This window comes from Fibrobacter sp. UBA3718 (assembly GCF_002371935.1).
Taxonomy (GTDB): Bacteria; Fibrobacterota; Fibrobacteria; order Fibrobacterales; family Fibrobacteraceae; genus Fibrobacter.
Map to the genome: position 1 here is coordinate 197440 of NZ_DFHR01000024.1, position 19751 is coordinate 217190.

General features: G+C 55.1%; 14 protein-coding genes. 7 read left to right on the forward strand and 7 right to left on the reverse strand.

Translation table 11 applies throughout. The features are described from left to right. Positions 1-157: 157 nt before the first annotated feature. On the reverse strand, positions 158-1456 hold the full coding sequence (locus tag B4A77_RS11360) for a hypothetical protein (RefSeq protein WP_173365305.1): 1299 nt from the start codon (positions 1454-1456) through the stop codon (positions 158-160). A gap of 100 nt (positions 1457-1556) precedes the next feature. On the opposite strand from B4A77_RS11360, the gene mutL reads away from it, so the two are divergent. Beyond that, positions 1557-3416, forward strand: a complete 1860-nt coding sequence (gene mutL, locus B4A77_RS11365) for a DNA mismatch repair endonuclease MutL (protein ID WP_290723423.1) — start codon at positions 1557-1559, stop codon at positions 3414-3416. Here mutL and B4A77_RS11370 read toward each other — a convergent pair. Together B4A77_RS11370 and dnaE are read right to left on the reverse strand one after the other, a co-directional pair. Then, positions 3384-4493, reverse strand: coding sequence for a lipid-A-disaccharide synthase (locus B4A77_RS11370; RefSeq protein WP_290731961.1), 1110 nt, complete (start codon positions 4491-4493; stop codon positions 3384-3386). The two genes, mutL and B4A77_RS11370, sit on opposite strands and share 33 nt — an antisense overlap. Before the next feature lie 12 nt (positions 4494-4505). Then, positions 4506-8294, reverse strand: a complete 3789-nt coding sequence (gene dnaE, locus B4A77_RS11375) for a DNA polymerase III subunit alpha (RefSeq protein ID WP_173365302.1) — start codon at positions 8292-8294, stop codon at positions 4506-4508. A gap of 77 nt (positions 8295-8371) precedes the next feature. Between dnaE and gmd the strand changes: the two genes are divergently transcribed. The 6 genes from gmd to B4A77_RS11405 all read left to right on the forward strand — a co-directional run bounded on the left by gmd (position 8372) and on the right by B4A77_RS11405 (position 15748). Beyond that, positions 8372-9391, forward strand: a complete 1020-nt coding sequence (gene gmd / locus B4A77_RS11380) for a GDP-mannose 4,6-dehydratase (RefSeq protein WP_173365301.1) — start codon at positions 8372-8374, stop codon at positions 9389-9391. Beyond that, positions 9391-10281 carry a GDP-mannose 4,6-dehydratase gene (locus tag B4A77_RS11385; RefSeq protein ID WP_290723430.1) on the forward strand — a complete coding sequence of 297 codons (891 nt, stop codon included), beginning with the start codon at positions 9391-9393 and terminating at the stop codon, positions 10279-10281. Before gmd ends, B4A77_RS11385 begins: the two co-directional genes overlap by 1 nt. Positions 10282-10288: 7 nt before the next feature. Then, the gene (locus tag B4A77_RS11390; RefSeq protein ID WP_290723432.1) at positions 10289-11380 is read left to right on the forward strand and encodes a glycosyltransferase family 4 protein; all 1092 of its coding nucleotides are present in this window, start codon (positions 10289-10291) and stop codon (positions 11378-11380) included. Positions 11381-11383: 3 nt separating this feature from the next. Then, on the forward strand, positions 11384-12328 hold the full coding sequence (locus tag B4A77_RS11395) for a lysylphosphatidylglycerol synthase transmembrane domain-containing protein (RefSeq protein ID WP_290723433.1): 945 nt from the start codon (positions 11384-11386) through the stop codon (positions 12326-12328). 117 nt (positions 12329-12445) lie between these two features. After that, positions 12446-14353, forward strand: a complete 1908-nt coding sequence (locus tag B4A77_RS11400) for a hypothetical protein (protein ID WP_290740825.1) — start codon at positions 12446-12448, stop codon at positions 14351-14353. A 114-nt stretch (positions 14354-14467) separates the two neighbouring features. Then, positions 14468-15748: a hypothetical protein gene (locus tag B4A77_RS11405; RefSeq protein ID WP_290740828.1), complete on the forward strand. Its 1281-nt coding sequence runs from the start codon at positions 14468-14470 to the stop codon at positions 15746-15748. 4 nt (positions 15749-15752) lie between these two features. Here the strand turns inward: B4A77_RS11405 and B4A77_RS11410 are convergent, their stop codons facing one another. The 4 genes from B4A77_RS11410 to nudC form a co-directional block, all read right to left on the reverse strand. Beyond that, positions 15753-16784, reverse strand: coding sequence for an NAD(P)H-dependent glycerol-3-phosphate dehydrogenase (locus tag B4A77_RS11410; protein ID WP_072813577.1), 1032 nt, complete (start codon positions 16782-16784; stop codon positions 15753-15755). A 33-nt stretch (positions 16785-16817) separates the two neighbouring features. Continuing rightward, positions 16818-17453, reverse strand: coding sequence for a glycerol-3-phosphate 1-O-acyltransferase PlsY (gene plsY, locus B4A77_RS11415; protein WP_290731978.1), 636 nt, complete (start codon positions 17451-17453; stop codon positions 16818-16820). Continuing rightward, positions 17386-18828 carry a ribosome biogenesis GTPase Der gene (gene der, locus B4A77_RS11420; RefSeq protein ID WP_290731981.1) on the reverse strand — a complete coding sequence of 481 codons (1443 nt, stop codon included), beginning with the start codon at positions 18826-18828 and terminating at the stop codon, positions 17386-17388. Before der ends, plsY begins: the two co-directional genes overlap by 68 nt. Before the next feature lie 86 nt (positions 18829-18914). Continuing rightward, entirely contained in the window at positions 18915-19751 is an 837-nt protein-coding gene (gene nudC, locus B4A77_RS11425) for an NAD(+) diphosphatase (RefSeq protein WP_290740831.1), read from the reverse strand.

Here is a 19751-nt window from a genome sequence, read left to right on the forward strand (position 1 = left end):
GGGAGCAATGATAACGTCTTGTGAGGATTTACCCTTCAACCAATCTCAACGAATCCAAATTTATCAAATTTTCTTTATGCGCGTTCTTCCAAAATGCTTATTTTTTTAGCATTCCTTCATCACGTTTTTTCCGCGACAAAATCCAGCGCGAGGGGCTTTATTCCTCGCGGAAGATGATCTTGCACTTCGGCACAAAGCGGAAGCCACCGCGACGATGGCGTTCGATCTCGAAGAACTTCTTGACACCTTCGCCAGGCGCCCCATCCTTCTCAGCCGTGCCGTTGATATGCGCAATGACGCGGTTCAACCGGCTTTCGAAGTTCGGACGCAGGGGGTCCATGCAAATGGACGGGTCGCGCTTGAATTCACGGTTCTCGTATTCCTCGCGGCCTGTCGCCATATATTCGCGCAGTAGGTTGCGCAGGATGCGGGCGGGAACGTTGCGCATCAGGTGCTTGTTGTTTACCGAGATGGAATCGTCGCTCTTGTAGTAGATGACTTCAACGGAATCACTCATGGCGCCGAGAAGCTGTTCCTGCGCCTTCTGAATCGGCTGCCAGGCCGCGAATTCCTGCTTGACCACGGAACTCATCAGCTTGAGGAACGGTTCCTGCGTAATGACATTCGCCTTGAACCGGACATCCAGGATGTTGCTCGGAGTGCCATAGTAGCAGCCCTTGCGGAGCAGGAGCGTATTCGTCTTCGCATCGCGGACATCTTCCAGCGCAAGGACGCAGCCTACCTCGCGTTCAGGCTTGTTTTCCCATTCGAAGCCGAGTTCATCAAGGCAATCACCGAAGGTAGCAGTCCGTCCCACTAGGCGGTCTCCGACAAAGACGTTTCCATCGCGCATTTCTGCCGGGACACGATTTTCGAGAGCTTCAATAAAGGAGGTCTGGGTCGCAATGATATCCATCTGTTCGTACGCGGGCGTGTTAAGCAGAAGCGGGCCCACGCGGAACATTCCAAGAATCCAGCGAATGGGGTTAGAAACCAAGGCGCCTGGAGTCTCAAAGCGGAAGGAGATGTGCATGTTGCGCATGTCACTTTCTACTTTGTCGGACAGCACCGAGAAATGCGTCAGGAACGGATAACGCTTGGGAATAATCTCGAGGCAAAGGGCTCGAACATCCTTGGTCTGGTAGAACTGGGAAATGAAAGGCAGGTAAGAACGCAGCACTCCACGTGCGGGAACCGCTTCAAAGTCGGCGCAACGTTTTACAATTCTTTCCACGAAATCATCGGGGTTTTCGCCACGGTCATAGAGCCAGGACACCAGGTTATCCAAGATAAACCGGTAAGAACTCTCGTCCATGTAGGCACCCTCAAAGAAGAGGTCGTTCACGAGCTTCGTGTCGAAACGAGAATCGCGACGGAGCAGGGTCAAGATATCTTTCACCGGATACGATATCAACAGCTCAAAGTGCGCCAGTTGAACAAAGAAATTCGAGATCAAGGTTATCCTCCGTTTTGGATAGAAATCTTCCAATTAAAGATTTCGACTACAATTTACAAAAAAATAGACTTTTGCAAGCCGATTTGGTTATATTTGGCTCATGAAATCCGCTAAAATACACCTTTTGCCGGATGAAATCATCAACAAGATTGCGGCAGGCGAGGTAATAGAACGCCCGGCTTCGGCTGTAAAAGAGCTCATGGAGAACTCCATTGACGCTGGCGCTACCCGTATACAGGTGCAAATCGAGCAAGGCGGGAAAAAGAAAATCCTCGTTTCGGACAATGGAAAGGGAATGGACCGAGAAGACCTCCGGCTATGCTACCTGAGGCACACGACTTCCAAGCTGAACAAGGCTGACGACCTGTTCCACCTCCATACGAACGGATTCCGTGGAGAGGCAGTGGCGTCCATCGCCGCCATTTCTAAAATGACCATTTCCACCAGCACCGACAGCGGCGAGGGCGGAAGGCTCATCATCAAGGGCGGAAACGTCGAAGGCGAGGAGGATTACGCCTCGAGCCACGGGACGACATTCCTCATCGAGGACCTGTTTTTCAACACTCCCGTCCGCAGGACCTTCCTCGGAAGCGAGACCTCGGAGTGCACCAAGATTCTCGACGTCGTGCTGAAAGCGGCCATCGCGCACCCCGAAATTCGATTTGACTACAAGGTCGGGGACAAGTCCGTGTTCATCGGGGTTCCCGGCGAACTGCGCAGCCGCCTTGCCGAAGCCATAGGTTCGGGAATCGCAAAGAAGCTCTTGCCCGTCGACTATACCGAAGCGGGAGTCCACGTAACGGGGTACATTTCCCCAACGACCGAAACGAACGGCAAACGCCACCACCAGTTCCTATTCCTGCGCAACCGGCCTATCGAAAGCAAGATGATTGCGAAGGCGGTCTCGCAGGCCTACGAGCCCTACGGAGCGCAGGTCAAGCCCGTTTCCGTCCTCTTCCTCGACATGCCCGATACGGATTTTGACGTGAACGTGCATCCCGCCAAGCGCGAAGTCCGATTTGCGAACCAGAACATCGTCTTCCTCGTCGTAAGCCACGCCATTCGCGACACGTTCCAAAAAGATTTGGAAGCCAACTCCCCGTTCATCGACCTGAGCGAAGAATTCAAGAGTGATGCCAAAAGCGAACAAACTTTGTCCACAACCGCGGCTGGCAGTCCGACGGACAGCGTCCCCCAAAAAGCGACACATTCGCAATACCAGATTCCGGCCTTTAGCGCAAGCCTGAACGAAAGAAAGAAGGCAAAATCCTACAATACGCGCGACGACGTGCAGGACCTGTTTTCTCAGCCCGAAGCAGGGAAAATCATTTCGCTTGAGCCCAGCGCCGGGAACGTCCCGCCTCCGGAACCGGAGCCTGCAGCATGGAATCCGCCGACGCTTTTCCAGATTGCGGACACCTACATCGCAGGCGAAGATAGCGACGGCCTTTTGATTATCGACCAACACGCCGCCCACACAAGAATCCTTTACGAGCAGGCGCTCGAAACCCTGCAAAACGGCAGTTCGCTCGACAGCCAGGAACTCCTGTTCCCCGAACTCATCGAACTTTCCAAAATCGAGAAACAGATTCTCCCTTCCGTAAACGACCAACTCCGGAAGCTCGGATTCTACGTGGAGCATTTCGGAGGCGACACCTACCAGATCCGCGCCATCCCGAGCGGGCTTCCGCTTTCGAGAGCGGTCAAGGCGGTCCACCAGTTTTTCGAAAGCTGCATAGACGAAGGCGACAAGGGCGACCCGCTCAAGATTCAGGATTCGATAGCCAAGGCCTGGGCCCGCACCAACGCCTATCAGGCAGGCGACAAGCTCAAGCCCGAAGAAATGGCAGCACTGATGGGGCAGCTGATGATTACGGAAAATCCCCTCAAGTCCCCTTACGGAGCGCCGACCCTCATGCGCATTACGCTAGAGGAGCTCGCCAAGAAATTCAGACATTAGTTTTTCGGGGGAGAGCCCTTTCGAGAGCCGTTCCCGAAGCCTGCTCGCAAGCGCCCGCGCATCTTGCCGAGCGCACGATTCCAGAGCATTTGCCACAGCCTGTGCCGAAGCCGAACGGTTCTCGTTTCGGCTGTCGAAATAAAGTTCCGGGACCTGCATGCCACCGGACAAAATGTTCGGCAAGGCAAAAAGATCCGTCTTCACGAAATGCTTCCCGACAAAGTATGTCAGCGAATCCAGGACGTCGCATACAACCTCCGGCGTTCCCGAAAGCGCGATTTCGAGGGACCCCGTCCCCGGGGCAGTCAAAGCAAGGGAGAAACGCGCAAAGAAAGTTCCACGTTCATCGGCCGATGACGGCGCCACCGCCACAGAAATCCGATCCTTGACATCGCCCGGGGCATATCGTAGAAGCATGCTTTCGAATGCCTTTGCCAGCGAAGGCCGCGACGCAAGTACAACCGCATTTCGATGCGGATGCTTCAGGAGCCAAAGCGACGCCGATGCAACAAACAGCGGCATGTTGCGCTGCGCCTGCCGTTTGCGGCTGCCCGGCAGCAGCAAGAGAGCGCCGTTGCGCTCTGCCGAAATCCTTCCCGTGAACGGGAATTCAAGGATTTCGGCACGGCAACCCTGCTGCGCGTAAAAGTCGCGTTCAAAATCAAAGAGTACCGCAAGTTTCGCATGGCGCAGTTTTTTCGCCCTGGACCGTTTCCAAGCCCACACCTGGGGCGGTGCCACATAGAGAACCGGTTTCCCGCATCGCTGCGCCACCCGGTTCAATTCCATATTGAATCCAGGATAGTCGATAGCGACAAGAGCAATGCAATCCTTGTCCAAAAGGGCTTCTGCAAGGCGATCGCGCATGCGACGCAAACGCACAAGGTGCGGGATCACATCGCCAAATCCAGAAACCGGGAGCAGCTCATAGTTCACAATCGGTTCAAGCCCTGCCGATTGCATGCGCACTCCCCCCGCACCCACCACGCGAAAGCCTAATTTCACCGTCTCACGAACTAACGGAGCTCCAAGCGAATCGCCCGAATCTTCGCCCGCGCAAAAAAGGACGTAGGCCATGGGTGTTCTCCATCAACGTCTAGATTTAGGAGATACCCAGAACTTGAGCACTCCCATGTCGTGAACGAGCCAGTTCATCAGTTCCTGCGAGTATTCAACGCGCTTCTTTCGCAGAACAATCACATGCTCATTGAGCGTTTCGGTTTCGACATGGAACACAAGTTCGCTACCGCCATTTTCTTCGAACGGTTCAAAGCGCTGCATGCCTTCTTCCAGTTTTTGAAGGAATTCCTCAGTCAGCATCAAGGAATCCAGGCTCACATGAACATACTTGACCATGCGTCCGCGGACATAGTCCAACTGGAAGACTTCCTCCACCGCAATCTGGAGTTCCTCTGTCAACTTGCGTTCCTTATCCCGCTTGTATTCCAGCAAACCCTTGACCAGAATACGGTCATCCCCAGAAATCTTGTCGCGGAAACGTTCCCAGTCGTCTTTCTTGAAGAACAGCTCGACTTCGCTGTGGAAGTCACGGATAACGCCGATACCGATGGCACCGCCACGTTTTGTGTCGATAGACTTCATCGAGGTGACTACGCCACCCACGATAACCGTACTCCCCACCTTGCGTTTCAGTTCGTCATACGCAAGCGAAGATGTCGTAAATCCCTGAAGTTCAGGGCGGAACTCGTTGAGCGGATGCCCCGAAAGGAACAGGCCCAGCACCTCGCGTTCCTTGTTGAGCATTTCCATATCGCCCCACGGCTCGGCATCTTCCAGAACCTCGGCCGTATTCGCCATGGATGCGCCTGCCCCGCCCAAATCAAACAGGGACATCTGCCCCACGGACTTGTCCTGCTGGTATTTAGCAGCCACCTCGATGGCGCGGTCCACTGTCGCCATGAGCACCGCGCGATTTCCCGGAAGGCAATCGAGAGCGCCCGCCATAATGAGGCATTCCAGGACCTTCTTACTCAGCGGAGGATGTTTCTCCTTGAAGCTGCCCTGATATTCGGCCACGCGCTTGCAAAAATCAAAAATATCCTTGTAAGGGCCGTGTTTCTCGCGTTCGGCCACCACATCCTCGACAACGGCGATACCCACGTTCCGGATTCCGCCCAGACCATAGAGAATATTGCCATCCTTGTCGGCCGAGAACACGCCGAGAGAGACGTTGATATTCGGGGAAAGCACCGGCACACCGATGCGCTTACATTCCTGGATGATGGTGACGATGTCTTCCGTCTTGCCCATCTTGGATGTCATGGAAGCGGCCATGTATTCAGGGCCATAGTTCGCCTTGAGATACGCAGTCTGATAAGCCACGTACGCATAGGCGGCCGCATGGCTCTTGTTGAACGCATATCCGCAGAACGGGAGCACGGCATCCCACACCTTCTGAATCAGAGCCTTGTCGTAGCCCTTGTCGATACACTTCTGGAAGAACTCCGGCTGGAGCTTTTCCATCTTTTCGGGCATCTTCTTCGCCATGATACGGCGGATGTTGTCAGCGCCGCCCAGCGTGTAGCCGCCCAGCACCTGAGCAAGCTGCATCACCTGTTCCTGATAGACGATAACGCCGTAGGTTTCCGAAAGGATGGGGTTCAAGTCCGGATGGTAGCAGTCAATCTCTTCGTTGCCCAGCTTGCGCGCAATGAAGTGCGGAATCTGGTCAATCGGGCCCGGACGGTAAAGTGCGTTCATGGCGATAAGGTCGCCAATACGGTTCGGCTTCAGTTCGCGCAAATACTTCTGCATACCCGGAGATTCGAACTGGAACACCGTGGTCGTCATGCCCTTGCCCAAAAGGTCGAACGTCTTCTTGTCATCGAGAGGGATATGCCCCATGTCCAGGTCGATGCCACGATTCTTCTTGATCATGTTCACCGCATCCTGGATGATGGACAAGTTAATCAGGCCGAGGAAGTCCATCTTCAAGAGGCCAATCGTCTCGGAATAATGCTTGTCGTACATCACCACCGGGGTATCGGCGGGGGCCGCCCGGTAAAGCGGGGCAAGGTTGTAAATGGGGGTCGGCGTAATCACCACGCCGCATGCATGTACGCCCGTCTGGCGCGGCAAATCCTCAAGTCGGAGCGCGATACTCCAGAGTTCCTGGTAGCGCGAATTGCCCTCGACCAACGCCCGAAGCGGTTCCGGGCTATAGTCCGGAGCAACCGGGTTCCCTTTCTTGTCGAGGCCCGTCCAGGCATCGTTGAGGCTAAAGTTGAGCACGCGCTGTGGGAAACAGGCGATAATCTGGTCGGCTTCCGTATAATGGATATCCAGGACTCGCGCCACATCCTTGATGACCTGCTTGGACTTGAGCATGCCGTAGGTAATAATCTGGCCCACACAGTCGGCACCGTACTTGCGCGTCACATAATCGATGACGCGTCCACGGTCACGGTCAGCAATGTCCGTATCGATATCGGGCATGGACACGCGTTCGGGGTTCAGGAATCTCTCGAAAAGGAGGCCAAACTTGAGCGGGTCGATGTCGGTAATGCCGATGATGTAGGTGACGAGCGAACCCGCCGCAGATCCACGCCCCGGTCCCACGGGAATTCCGTGTTCGCGCGACCAGTTGATAAAGTCCCACACGATGAGCAGGTAACCCGCAACGTTCATGTTGCGGATACAGTTCAGTTCCTTGTACATGCGCTGGCCCACTTCGGTCTCGTGCGTCGGGAACTTGAAATCCTCATCGGGGAAACGCCACTTGAGGCGCTCGTTGCAGAGGTGGATGATGTAGATGTCGGAATCGGAGCCCGGCTTGCAATCCTTGGCCGTAGCCTTCGCGATGGCGGCCCGGTCCTCGTCGGTGAGGCTTTCCGCATCCTTCTCGTTTTTCTCGCAATACTTTTTGAGCTGCTTTTCGTAGAAGGTGGGGTATTCCGCATCGTATTCGGCCTTCATGATGGCCTTGATTTCCTGGTATTCTTCCGAGGCCAGGAATTCCTTCGGAATTTCGAATCGGGGCCAAAAGTCGTCGCCGATACCCGTCACCACCTCGAAATTGCAGCGTTCCGCAATGGAAACCGTATTCTCGATGGCTCCTGGAATATGGCCGAAGAGTTCGCGCATCTCGGCTTCGGTGCGGAAATAGAACTTGTCGCTCGGAAAGCGCTTGTCTTCAAACGTCTTGAGCTTTTCGGTCAGGGCGATACAGCGGAGCGCCTTGTGCGCCTGAGCATCCTGCTGCTTGATGTAATGGACATCGCCCACGGCAACGATTCCGCGGCCAAGTTCCTCGGCCAGCCGCACGTTGAAATCGTTCACGCGCCCCTGCAGTTCGATTCCGTTGTTGCAAACCGAAAGGTAGAGGTGGTCTCGATCAAAAATCTTGTCGAGTTCGAACATGAAGTCGCGAGCAGGAGTTTCGCGGGCCGCCGCAACGTTCTGTCCATAACGGCTAAAGTAGTCTCCAGCAATAGCTATGAGGCCCGCCTTGTGTTCGGCGACGACGCTCAAAGGGACAGACGGAATCTCCGCCCAACGGTCCGATTCCTCATAACGGAAACTGACGATACGAAGCAGATTGTAATAGCCTTCCTTGTTCTCCACCAGGAGCGTCAGGCGTTCGTAAGTGGTCGTATCCTTCTGCGTCGAACCGGGAGAATCGACATAGACATGGCACCCCAGCACCGTCTTGATGGGCGGGAGCCCCTTTTCCTTGCGCTTCTTGTTCAGGGCCTTCCCGCGTTCCTGGAATTCCAGGATACCAAACATCGCGCCATGATCCGTCAACGCGACAGCCGGAGCGTTATCGGCCGCTGCGGCAGCAAAAATATCATCTAAGCGGGCGGACGACTGTAAAATCGAGAACTCGGAATGTACTTGGAGATGAACAAAAGCCATACCCGCAATTTAACAAAAAAGCACTTACAGGAGCTCCTTCAAAATATCCCTTCATCAAAAATTGTATTTTTTACAACATGAAACGCGCACTTATTACAGGCATTACCGGCCAGGACGGATCCTACCTGGCAGAATTTCTTCTCGAGAAGGGTTACGAAGTTTATGGGCTCGTCCGCCGCAAGAGCAAGCTCGACTTTAACAACGCCGAGCACCTCAAGGGCAAGGTCACATTCATCTTCGGCGACATGACCGATTCCGCATCGCTTTTGCGTGCCATGGAAATCGCGAAACCCGACGAGATATACAACCTCGCCGCGCAGTCCTTCGTGACCACCTCCTGGGAAACCCCGCTCTCCACCGCCGATATCAACGCCATCGGCGTCACGAAACTTTTGGAAGCGGTCCGCCTCGTGAAGCCCGACACCCGCGTTTACCAGGCATCGACCAGCGAGATGTTCGGCAAGGTGCAGGCCATCCCGCAGAACGAGACAACGCCGTTCTACCCGCGCAGCCCTTATGGGGTTTCCAAGCTCTACGGGCACTGGATTATCAAGAACTACCGCGAAAGCTACGGCATGTTCGCCTGCTCCGGCATCCTCTTCAACCACGAATCTGAACGCCGCGGCGCCGAATTCGTGACCCGAAAGATTACCATCGCTGTCGCGAAAATCAAGGCCGGCAAGCAGGACGTGCTTGAACTCGGGAACATGGACGCAAGCCGCGACTGGGGCCATAGCGCCGACTACGTGCGCGCCATGTGGCTCATGCTGCAGCAGCCCGAGGCCGACGACTTCGTGGTCGCCACCGGCAAGACGCATACCGTCCGCGAGTTCGTAACGCTCGCCTTCAAGGCCGCCGGAATGGAAATCGAATTCCACGGCAAGGGCGTCGACGAATACGCGACCCTCAAGGGTACCGACAAGGTAGTCGTGAAGGTGAACCCGCAGTTCTTCCGCCCCGCCGAAGTGGACCTGCTCATCGGCGACGCAAGCAAGGCGAAGAAGGTCCTTGGCTGGGAACCGCAAATCAGCTACGAAGAACTCGCGAAGCGCATGGTCGAAAGCGACATCAAGCTCCTTGCCGAAGGAAAGATTTGATGAAAGTCGTCATCGTCGGTGCAGCCGGATTCGTAGGCAAGTACCTTACCCGCGAGCTTGAAGCCGCAGGGCATAGCGTGGTGACCGCGGATCTCCCCGAGGTGAACCTGCAGAACGCGCCCCAGGTGGAAGCGCTCATTGAAGGAGCGAAACCCGACGCCATCGTGAATCTCGCCGCCATCAGTTCGGTAGGGGCCTCCTGGAAGTGCCCCGCCGATACCATCAGCGTGAACGTGAACGGAACGCTCAACCTGCTGGAAGCTATCCGCAAGCATGCGCCGCACGCAAAGACGCTTTTAATCGGGAGCGCCGAGGAATACGCCATTCCCGAAGGGAACAAGGCGCTCAAGGAAACGGACCCGCTCGAAGCGAGCAACCCCTACGGCATCTCGAAGATTGCGCAAGAAAACTTCGCACAGCTCTACCGCAAGAAATACGGCATGCAAATCGTGTGCACGCGCTCCTTCAACCACACCGGAGTCGGGCAGACGACAACGTTTGCGCTCCCGAGTTTCGTGAAGCAGGTCGCCGAAATCGACAAGTCGGGAAAGCCCGGCAAGATTCTCGTGGGGAACCTGAGCGCCTGGCGCGATTTCTCCGATGTGGAAGACGTCGTACATGTCTACCGCATGCTGCTCGAAAACGAAAACGAGTTCGACACCTACAACGTGGGCTCCGGAATCGCAAACAGGATCGAAGATTTGCTGAAAGACGTGATTCTAAAATTCACGCCTGCCGAAATTGAAATCGTCGTGGACCCCGAGAAGGTGCGCCCGGTAGAAACTCCATACCTGTGCGCCGACAACACCCGCATAAAGAAGTATTGGAAAGGCACCGACATACGCACGACCCTCAAGAAGATGTTTGACCACTTCAGGGCAGAGGCATAGGACTTGCATGGGTAACGCCCCGAAAATCGCGATAGACGCCCGCATGGTGAGTAGGTCCGGTATAGGCACCTGCATCCAGCACTGGCTTCGCGACGTGGGCTACAGCGTAGCGCTCGGCGACCCGAAGGACCTCGATGCCTACGGCGAAGTGCCCACGCACATTCCATTCATCAGCGGCATCTACGGCTACAAGGAACAGCTCAAGTTCCCCTACTGCAAGTTGCGCAAGCAAAAGCCCGACGTTTTGCACATCCCGCACTGCAACGTACCGCTCTTTTACCGCGGGAAGATGATGGTGACGGTCCACGACCTCACCCACCTTGTGCACCCCGAGTTCTTGCCGATGAAGGTAGTGCACCTGTATTTCAAGTTCATCTTCTGGTTCATCTGCAAGCGCGCGAACCGCATTCTCGCGGATTCCGAAAGCACCAAGCGCGACCTTCTGCGGTTCTACAAGGCAGACGAATCGAAAATAACTGTTGTCCCGCTGGGTTACGGGAAGGAATTCGTCCGCAAGCCCAAGGAAGAATTTGAATACCTGTACGAGAAATTCAATATCCCGCGCGACAAGAAGATTCTTTTGTACGTCGGGAACTTGCTCCCCCACAAGAACCTGAACATGCTCCTGGAAGGTTTCGCCCGCATGCAGGGGAAAGAGAATTGCAGGCTCGTGCTTGTCGGCAAGGCATTCAGTGGCCGCACGCAGGACACCCGCGAAAAAGAACTTGGACTAGAAGGCCTCACAATACACGCCGGCATGGTCAGCCAGGAAGACCTCGTGAACTTCTACAACTTGGCCGACCTGTTCGTGCTGCCCTCGCTCTACGAAGGTTTCGGGCTCCCCGTACTCGAAGCATTCGCCTGCGGCACTCCCGTCGCCTGTTCCAACACGTCGTCACTCCCCGAAGTCGGCGGGAGCGTCGCAAAATACTTCGACCCGAAGGATGCCGAAAGCATTGCCCGCACATTGGAAAATTCCATCGACGACAAGGGCAAATACGATGGCGAAATCGATGCCTGGGTAAGCAAGTTCACGTGGGAATCGAGTGCCAGGCAAATTCGCGAAATTGCTACAGAGCTCGCCGCAGAAAAAGGTTAAGGGATGCAGCAGGGTTCGGCAAAAAAAATCCTTTCGAGCGTATTGAAGGCGGCCATCAGTATCGGTGGCCTCGCCTACATATTCTACAAGGTCCCGTTTGCCGATGTAAGCAACCACTGGACAGCGCAGGCACTCCCGTGGATTGGCGTCATCCTCTTCTGCACGCTGTTCAGCATGTTCATCCAGGCGAACCGCTGGCGCGGGCTTTTACTCGAAGAAGGCAAGAAAATCAGGTTCCGCACGTTCTACGCCTACATCGCGCTCGGATATTTTTTCAACAACCTGCTCCCCAGCGGATTCGGCGGGGATGCGGTCAAGACCATCGCATTCGGAAAGCGATTCGGGAACATGGCGAACTCGGTCGCGGCAGTCGCCATCTCTCGCGTGATGGGTCTCATCGCGATGTTCATCTGCTTCTTTGTAACACTCCCGTTCGTTATCGCCCGTTACGACATTCCCGCCATGTATACGGGCGCCGTATGTGCAGTCGCTCTCGTTTCCGTCCTCATCATTGTCGGCGGGCTATTTTCGGATAAAATAAGAATCCCTAAAAAAATCGCAGGGCGCATCCCGTTCCTGACAAAGTTGCAGGACGCCTTCTCCATTTACCGCAATTACAAAAAGGCGTTCTTCCTTTCGGGACTAGATTCTATCTGGCTGCAGATTTCGTCCATCGCCATCCATTACGCATACTTCCAGGCGGTAGGCGTTCCGGTAGATATCGCGACCATCACGGTGTTCATGACCATCACCATCACGGTCTCGATGCTCCCGATTTCAATAAACGGCATCGGTATCCGCGAAGGCGTAAATGTTAGTTTATTCACAGGCCTGCTCGGCATCCCCGCCGACATCGTCCTTGCCGCAGCACTCCTCGGATACATCCCCATGGTATTCCAGGCCGTGCAGGGGGCCGTGGTTTTCGGAGCCCTCGGGAAGCGAAAATAGACGCTTTATCTCCCAAAACTTGTTCTTAAACACCTTTTTCTGACGAAAAATAAGTTTTTTGTTCTCTTCACCTCCTTTTTTCTTATTTTTCTTTACAAACAAAAAAGGATGGACAACATGAAGTTATTGAAAAAAGCCTCCATATTCACATTCTGCACCCTGGCATATTTGACCGGGTGTTCCACCGACGATGATTCATCGCCCATAAGATCCAGGGATGATTCTTCAATCGAAGAACCCCAAGAAACCAACGTGGATGTCGTTGTCGGCTGCGAAGAAATCACGGACGAAGCGGACAAGGCCAAAATCGAAAAAATCAAGAGCGACCTTACCGATGTCTACTCCACCTTCGGGGATGGCGACCTGAGCAAGGCGCAAGAAATGAGCGCCGCGACAAAGTCCTCCATCGAGGCAATCCTCAAGAAGTATCCCGGTAACTGCGAAGCGCAGCTCGCCTACACGGCATCCATCATCTCGGATATCGCGAACAACAAGAAAATCAACAACCTGGTCGATACGCTGCTCGCCCGCACGGGTAAGCCCGGCGCATCGCTCTTCTCGCGCGACATGATGGGTTCTTCCGAGGTTTCCTTCAATCTCGCCTTCCATTCCACCGACGAACTTCGCGGCATTTTGGTAAGCGACGTTCAATCCACCATCGCAACCGCCATTCCGTCGCTGGATTCCTCCATCCGCTACATGACGAACATCGCAAACGACGACGCGTTCACCTGCACCTACACCATCGACGAGCGCGATGTTGAACTTGACCGCGGTGAATTCGCCCCGGTACTTGCCGCGTTGTACGCCGCCAAGGCGACACTCACGGCAGTTGTCAGCATTAACCTCGACATCGACGAGAACGGCAAATACGACTGGATTGATTCCCTTATGGAATTAGGCGCCAAGGTAAACTACTACGACAACCACGGTATCGAGCGCCTGTTCAAGTTTATCGGGAAAGACAGCAAGTTCACCTCTGTCCATGATTCCTGGAAAAAAGAATACAAGAACATCCCGAACATGATAGACAGCGCGATTAGCTACGTGCAGTTCGGCCTGCAGTACGGACTCGAAGAAGCAAAGAACGGCCTCAAGACCCAGGAAAACGACCTCTACATCGTGGGTGACGGCGAAGAAGCCGACCTGAGTACCGCCGACGCCCAGAAGATCATCGATTCCCTGAGCACCATCAAGACCCAGCTCCGTACCGGCTTCGACATCCCCTACGCCGAAGGCAAGACCATCAAGATCGCGCCCTACAAGTGGTTTGAAAACACCGACGGTATCCAGAAGTTCCTGCCGTACCACGTGGTGAACGACAAGTCCGAATGGGTGAACCCGGACGGCGGTTTCTACTGGTCCGAAGACCTGGAATACCATGCTTACGCCCAGAGGTTCATGCAGGGTTACGTGGCCCAGGAATACTACAAGTTCAACCCCAACATTGAAAGCAACCAAGTCAGCGGATGGGAAGACGACGAGACCTCGGGAACAATCTTCATGGATGTCTACGAACCTGAACGTATCGAAGCAGAAATCGGCTACGTTGCTGACGGTTGCAAGATCAAGTTCGTCGTCAACAGCTACGTGGAAGGCGACCCCTGGGCCATGATTAATAGCGACGAGCCAATAACAAAAACCGAATGGAAGATTCCTGACGTGACGCTCCCCGCAGGAATGTGCAAGGACGACAAGGGCACCATCAAGTACGCCGTCGCCTTCTACGAGAACGAGGTTCCCAACTTCGGGTACTTTACCGACAAGGACGGCAACAAGACCGAGACTATCCAGGGCCTCCTCAACGGCAAGATGGTCGATTCCGAAATCGAGAAGTACACCTTCGAAGACCTCCGCAAGTTCATCATCTTCCCCGATGTCACGTTCGGTGGCATTTTCCCCGACATGACCGTAGACTCCTTCTGGGATGAATTCATCAAGGGCGCCATCGACGACGACTTCGACGAATACTACGAAGATGAAGAAGACTGGGACGAACAAGAAAACGAATTCGCCATTGATTAATCAACAGTGAAAGCAATCTTCAAATCACTATGCGCCATAGGCTTGACAAGTCTCCTTGCAACGCCATTGGCGTATGGTGAAACAAAAGGCCTCGCCCACTGCGGCGGGCTTTTTTTGCTGGATACCGATACCAAAGAACTGAGCGGTACTTTCTGCAATGTCGCGGACACGGCACATTCCGACAAGTATTCCGTTTTCGCCTCGTTTTCGCATTACCGCATAGACGGGCTCTGGAAAGACGGCTGGGAACTTTCTTTAAGCAGCAACCGCACAATCGGTTCGGCGGGCATTCAGGCAGACTTCCGGAACATTACTTTCTCCGTAGCGGCAAGCAGCCTGCCGGCGCTAAAATCAAGCGTCACCATACACACTGCGGATTCTTCGCTGTACGCGACAGCACTTGTCGAGCGCGGAGCTCCGGACCTTGCGACCATCCGCTGGGAATCCGAAAACGAAAACGACGAGGTCCACCTGATCGAAGGCGACTGGAATTCGCAATACCTGCGCAAGGGATTTACAGCCGGAGCAAGGTTTGCAGGCAACGAACTTGCCGCAGGCCTGCAGCACATCGGCACGACTCCGTACAACGCAAAGCGGGAATACTTTATCAAGGATTCCTCGCGCATCTGGCTCTGGAACGCCCAATACGCGCACCATTTCGAAACGAGCAAACTCGATTTCTTCTATGCGGGAATTTCTGCCGACGTGAACATTTTCGGGAACACCTGGCGCGACAACAGCACCAAGCGTTTCATGTTCGTCCCGCTAGATGTAAGCCTGCATTACGGCAGTATTCAGTGGGAAAAGGAGACCTTCGGGCTCGATGCACGCGGCATCAAGGCCGATATTCACATGGAAAGGAACAAGAAACGGTTCTTCGAAACGTTCGCCCCGAACCGCCTGCTGCCCGTGTCCATCATGCAGACGCTTTCCTTCTCGTTCTTGCAGAAGAACTTCCTGGTGGATGCGGACATCGACCTTTCTGCCGTCACGCTGGGAGGGCACGTTAACCCGCAATTCGAAATCACGACGCACACGAAGGTTTCCCCGCGTATCGACTTGCACGGATACTACACCTACGACGAAATCGAGGTCGACAAGACATCTTCGACAACATCTTTCATTGGCTACAGCGCACAAAATGATTCCATGTCGTGGATGCTCGAGAGCTACGGGCTCGTCGCCGGGCTCGGGATTACGCTGGAGCGCGAAACCCAGGGAATTCTCCGCAATCTTTCGCTTTTCGCCAGCGCGACGCAAATCGTCCCGTTCAAGACCGATTATACCGAGCGCACGGAAACTCCATCTGACAAAAACAAAAACGCCGGACTTGAATCCGGCGGAATATTCAGAAGCGGGTTTGCCGCCCACTTCGGCGCATCAATCCGTTTCTAGGGGTTTAGCCCCAGACTTCTTCCTTGAGCTCGCGGCCCCACATATCCTTGATGACATCGTCAACCTTCTTGCCTTCGAAGAGGAGCGCGTGGACAGAGTTCACGATAGGCATCTCGACACCGAGCTTGTCGGCGAGCGCCTTGGTGCTCTTGCAAGTGGGCACGCCTTCGGCCACCATCTTCATGCCGGCAAGAACCTGCTCGATGGTTTCGCCACGCCCGATGTGTTCACCCACATAGCGGTTGCGGCTGTGCTGCGAGAGGCAGGTCACGATGAGGTCGCCCATGCCGGCGAGGCCCGCGAACGTTTCGGACTTTGCACCGAGAGCCTTGCCCAGGCGGCACATTTCGGCCTGGCCGCGGGTAAGGAGGGCTGCACGCGTGTTGTCGCCAATCTTGTACTTGCCGCTCGCCTCGAGCCCGTAGAGCACGCCAGAGGCAATCGCAATCACGTTCTTCACGGAACCGCAGAGTTCCACGCCCACGATGTCGGTAGAACTGTAAACGCGCAGGTAAGAGCAGCTCATCACCTTCTGCACGAGCTTCGCGGATTCCTCGTTCACGCAGGCGGCCACAATCGCGGTAAGGATATGGCGGCTAACCTCTTCGGCATGCGAAGGCCCGCTGAAGGCGACCATCTTGTCGTCGGTGAGCCACGGCACGTTCGAGAGCAGCACTTCGCTCATCAGCTGGTTCGTACCTTCGAGAATGCCCTTGGTGGCGCAGACCACAATGGGCTCCTTGCCCTTCGCCGGAGTCCACTTGCCCAAATTCTTCGCGACTCCACCCATGAACTGCGACGGCACCACGATAAGCACCATGTCGCAACCATCGAGAGCGGCATTCATGTCGGTCGTGTACTTGAAATCCGCCGGGAAGATTACGCCGGGGAGTTTGTCCTTGTACTGATGCTCCGTCGAAAGCAGATCGACTTCGGCCTGCGAGTTTGTCCAGAACGAAACTTCGCACTTATTTTCATAGACCACCTGACCGAGAGTCAGGCCCCAACCACCAGTTCCAAGTACAGTTACTTTCATGATAAAAATCCTTTTTTCAACAATCTACAATATTTATGCCTTCGGAGTCTTGCGCTTGCTGCCAAAACCGTTCTCGGTGCCGTTCAAAAGGCGCTTGATGTTCGATTTGTGCTTCACAATCACGAAAAACGCCACCAGAAGGCAGGTAATCATGAGCCCGAGGTTGATATCGTCGGGCGGGAAGGGCAACTTGAGGAAGCCCATCACGGCAAAAACGCCGAGCGCGACGCACGCGCCGATGCTACCTACCGAAACATACTTCGTGCTGAACGTGAGCACCACCCAAACGCCGAGGCAAGAAAGCGCCGTAATCGGGCAGAGCGCGAGGAACACGCCGAGCGCCGCAAGCACGCCCTTGCCACCGCGGAAACCCGCGAAGCAGGTGAAGCTGTGGCCAAGAATCACGAGGATACCCGCGACAAGCGGAACCCAGTGGGAATAGTCCGCACCACCGGCAGCGACCTGGGATTCGCACATGCGCATGGCAATCCACGGGCCGAAGAAGCCCTTGAGCAAGTCCATGAATACCACAGGGAGCGCCGGCTTCCAGCCGAGCACACGGAACGTATTGGTGAGGCCCGCATTCTTGGAGCCGTAATCCCTAATGTCGAACGACTTTCCCTTTGCGAGCTTTGCTATCCATATGGCGCTGGGGATCGACCCCAGCAAGTACGCTATTGGAAGACTCAGTAAACTGTTCAAGTTCTTCATCCTTTCTGAGGGTTAACTTCTGGTCAAAATTCAGGCGCAGGGGCGCACCCTGCAGCTGGAATTCCTCGTAAAACTTCTTGAGCAAGTAACGCTTGTACGATTCGTCTACCAGTTCGGGCGTGCGCGTCTCGATAGCGATGACGGGCGGTTCCACCATCACCTGGCAAGCGCGGGTAAGCGACACCACGCGGGCGTTGTGGCTCGGGGGCGCCTTCTCTTGCAAGAAGTTCGCAAACGATTCTGCCACGCGGTCACGGCCAAGCACACGGCGGCAGTTGGCATACACCGTCTGGATGGCCTGCACAATACGGTTCACGCGCTGGCCTTCCTTGGCGCTTGCAGAAATAATCGGCACATACTCGAGCATCGGCTCGCGTTCTAGCATTTCCTTCACCATGCGGTCGAAGGACTTTTCCGTCTTGTCCGGGTAGATATCCCACTTGTTGAGCACGAGCACCAGGCCCTTGCCCGCCTTGCGGATTTCGGTAATGATGCGGAAATCCTGCACCTCGAGCCCGCGCGTGCAATCGACCATCAGTACCGAGAGGTCGGAGCGGCGGATGCTTTCGAGCGTGCGCATGTTGCTGAAGATTTCGACTTCGTCCTCGACCTTCGCCTTCTTGCGGAGGCCCGCCGTATCGGTCACCACGAACTTCTGACCATCGACAACAAAATCGCAGTCGATGGAATCGCGGGTCGTACCCGGAATGTCAGAGACCACCGCGCGGTCTTCGTTCAGCAGGCGGTTCAACAGCGTGCTCTTGCCCGCGTTCGGGCGGCCGAGAATCGCGAAACGGATGGGGCGTTCTTCCTTGCGCTCGCCACGCACCGGCGTCGGGAGAATCGAGACAACCTCGTCGAGGAGCGAGAGGCAGGCATAGCCCGTAAGCGCACTGATGGTGCGGGGCTGACCAAAACCGAGCTTCAGGAACTCGTAGCTTTCCTGTCGGTCGCCCTGCTGCTCGCTCTTGTTCGCCACAAGGATCACCTTCTTGTCGAGCTTGCGGATAAGGCGCGCGAACTGCTGGTCGAGCTTGGTAATGCCCACGCGGACATCCACCATGAAGAGCACGAGGTCGGATTCCTCGACCGCATTGAAAATCTGCGCACGGACGCTATCGGCCAGCACGTCGATGGAATCGTCGGGCAAGAATCCGCCCGTATCGACCACCGTGAACTCGTGGCCCTTGTAGTTCGCCGTCTGGTAATGCCTATCGCGGGTAACGCCGTCACGGTCAGAAACGACAGCGGCACGCCGCCCCAGGATGCGGTTGAAAAGCGAGGACTTGCCCACGTTCGGGCGCCCGATAATGCATACGACAGGTAATTTCATCGCGTGCAAATATAGAAAAATGGTTATTGGTCACTAGTCATTAGTAGTTAGCGACCGCAGGTAAGAACGGCTAGGATAGCGCGCGGCTAGTTACCCCGCCTGAAGTTCTCGATGAGGCAGCAGCTGATGCTCACATCGGTCTCGTACTCGGGAATGTCTTCGCGCTTGACCCACATGGCTTCGGAGAGTTCCTCCTTCTGCATGCGGATGGTGTCGTCGCCATCGAGTTCGGCGGTGAAGCCCGCGATAAGCGAATCGCTGAAGGGCCACGGCTGGCTCCCGAAATAGCGGATGTTTTTCACGCGGAGGCCCGCCTCTTCCATGACTTCGCGGAGCACGGCCTGTTCAAGGCTCTCGCCCACTTCCACGAAACCCGAGATGAGGAAAAGTCGCGGGTTCGGATTGTCGATGTTGTGGGCCATCAGGAGTTTGTCGCCATTGCGGACGGCCACAATCACGACCGGAGAGATGCGCGGGTACACGGTGTTCCTGCATTTAGGACAAACTACCGCGCGTTCCTTTTCGCTACGGGTCATCTCGCTTCCGCAGCGGCCGCAGAACCTGTTGAGCGATTCCCAGTGAGCGATGTGCGCGGCGGTAGCGCCACCCATGCGCAAGAGCGGATCGCCCATGTAGCGGTACGTGCGTGCCGGGCAAAGGACATAATCGTCCGACGCGGATTCCACCAGTTCCTTCGAAATGCTTAAATCCGCCAGGAAATACGCCGTATCGTCAATGCTGAAAAGGTAATGGCACGGGATATTCCCCTGATTGAAGTCTTCTACCCTAGGAATTTCAAAGGAATCACCGTTCTTTTTGAGAAGGCTCTTATCCCCGAAAAAGACAACAAGAAAATCCGACGGTTTCGGGCTTTGAACCCGGAACTCGTTTTTTAAAATGTGCGGGGCAATTTCGTGAATCAC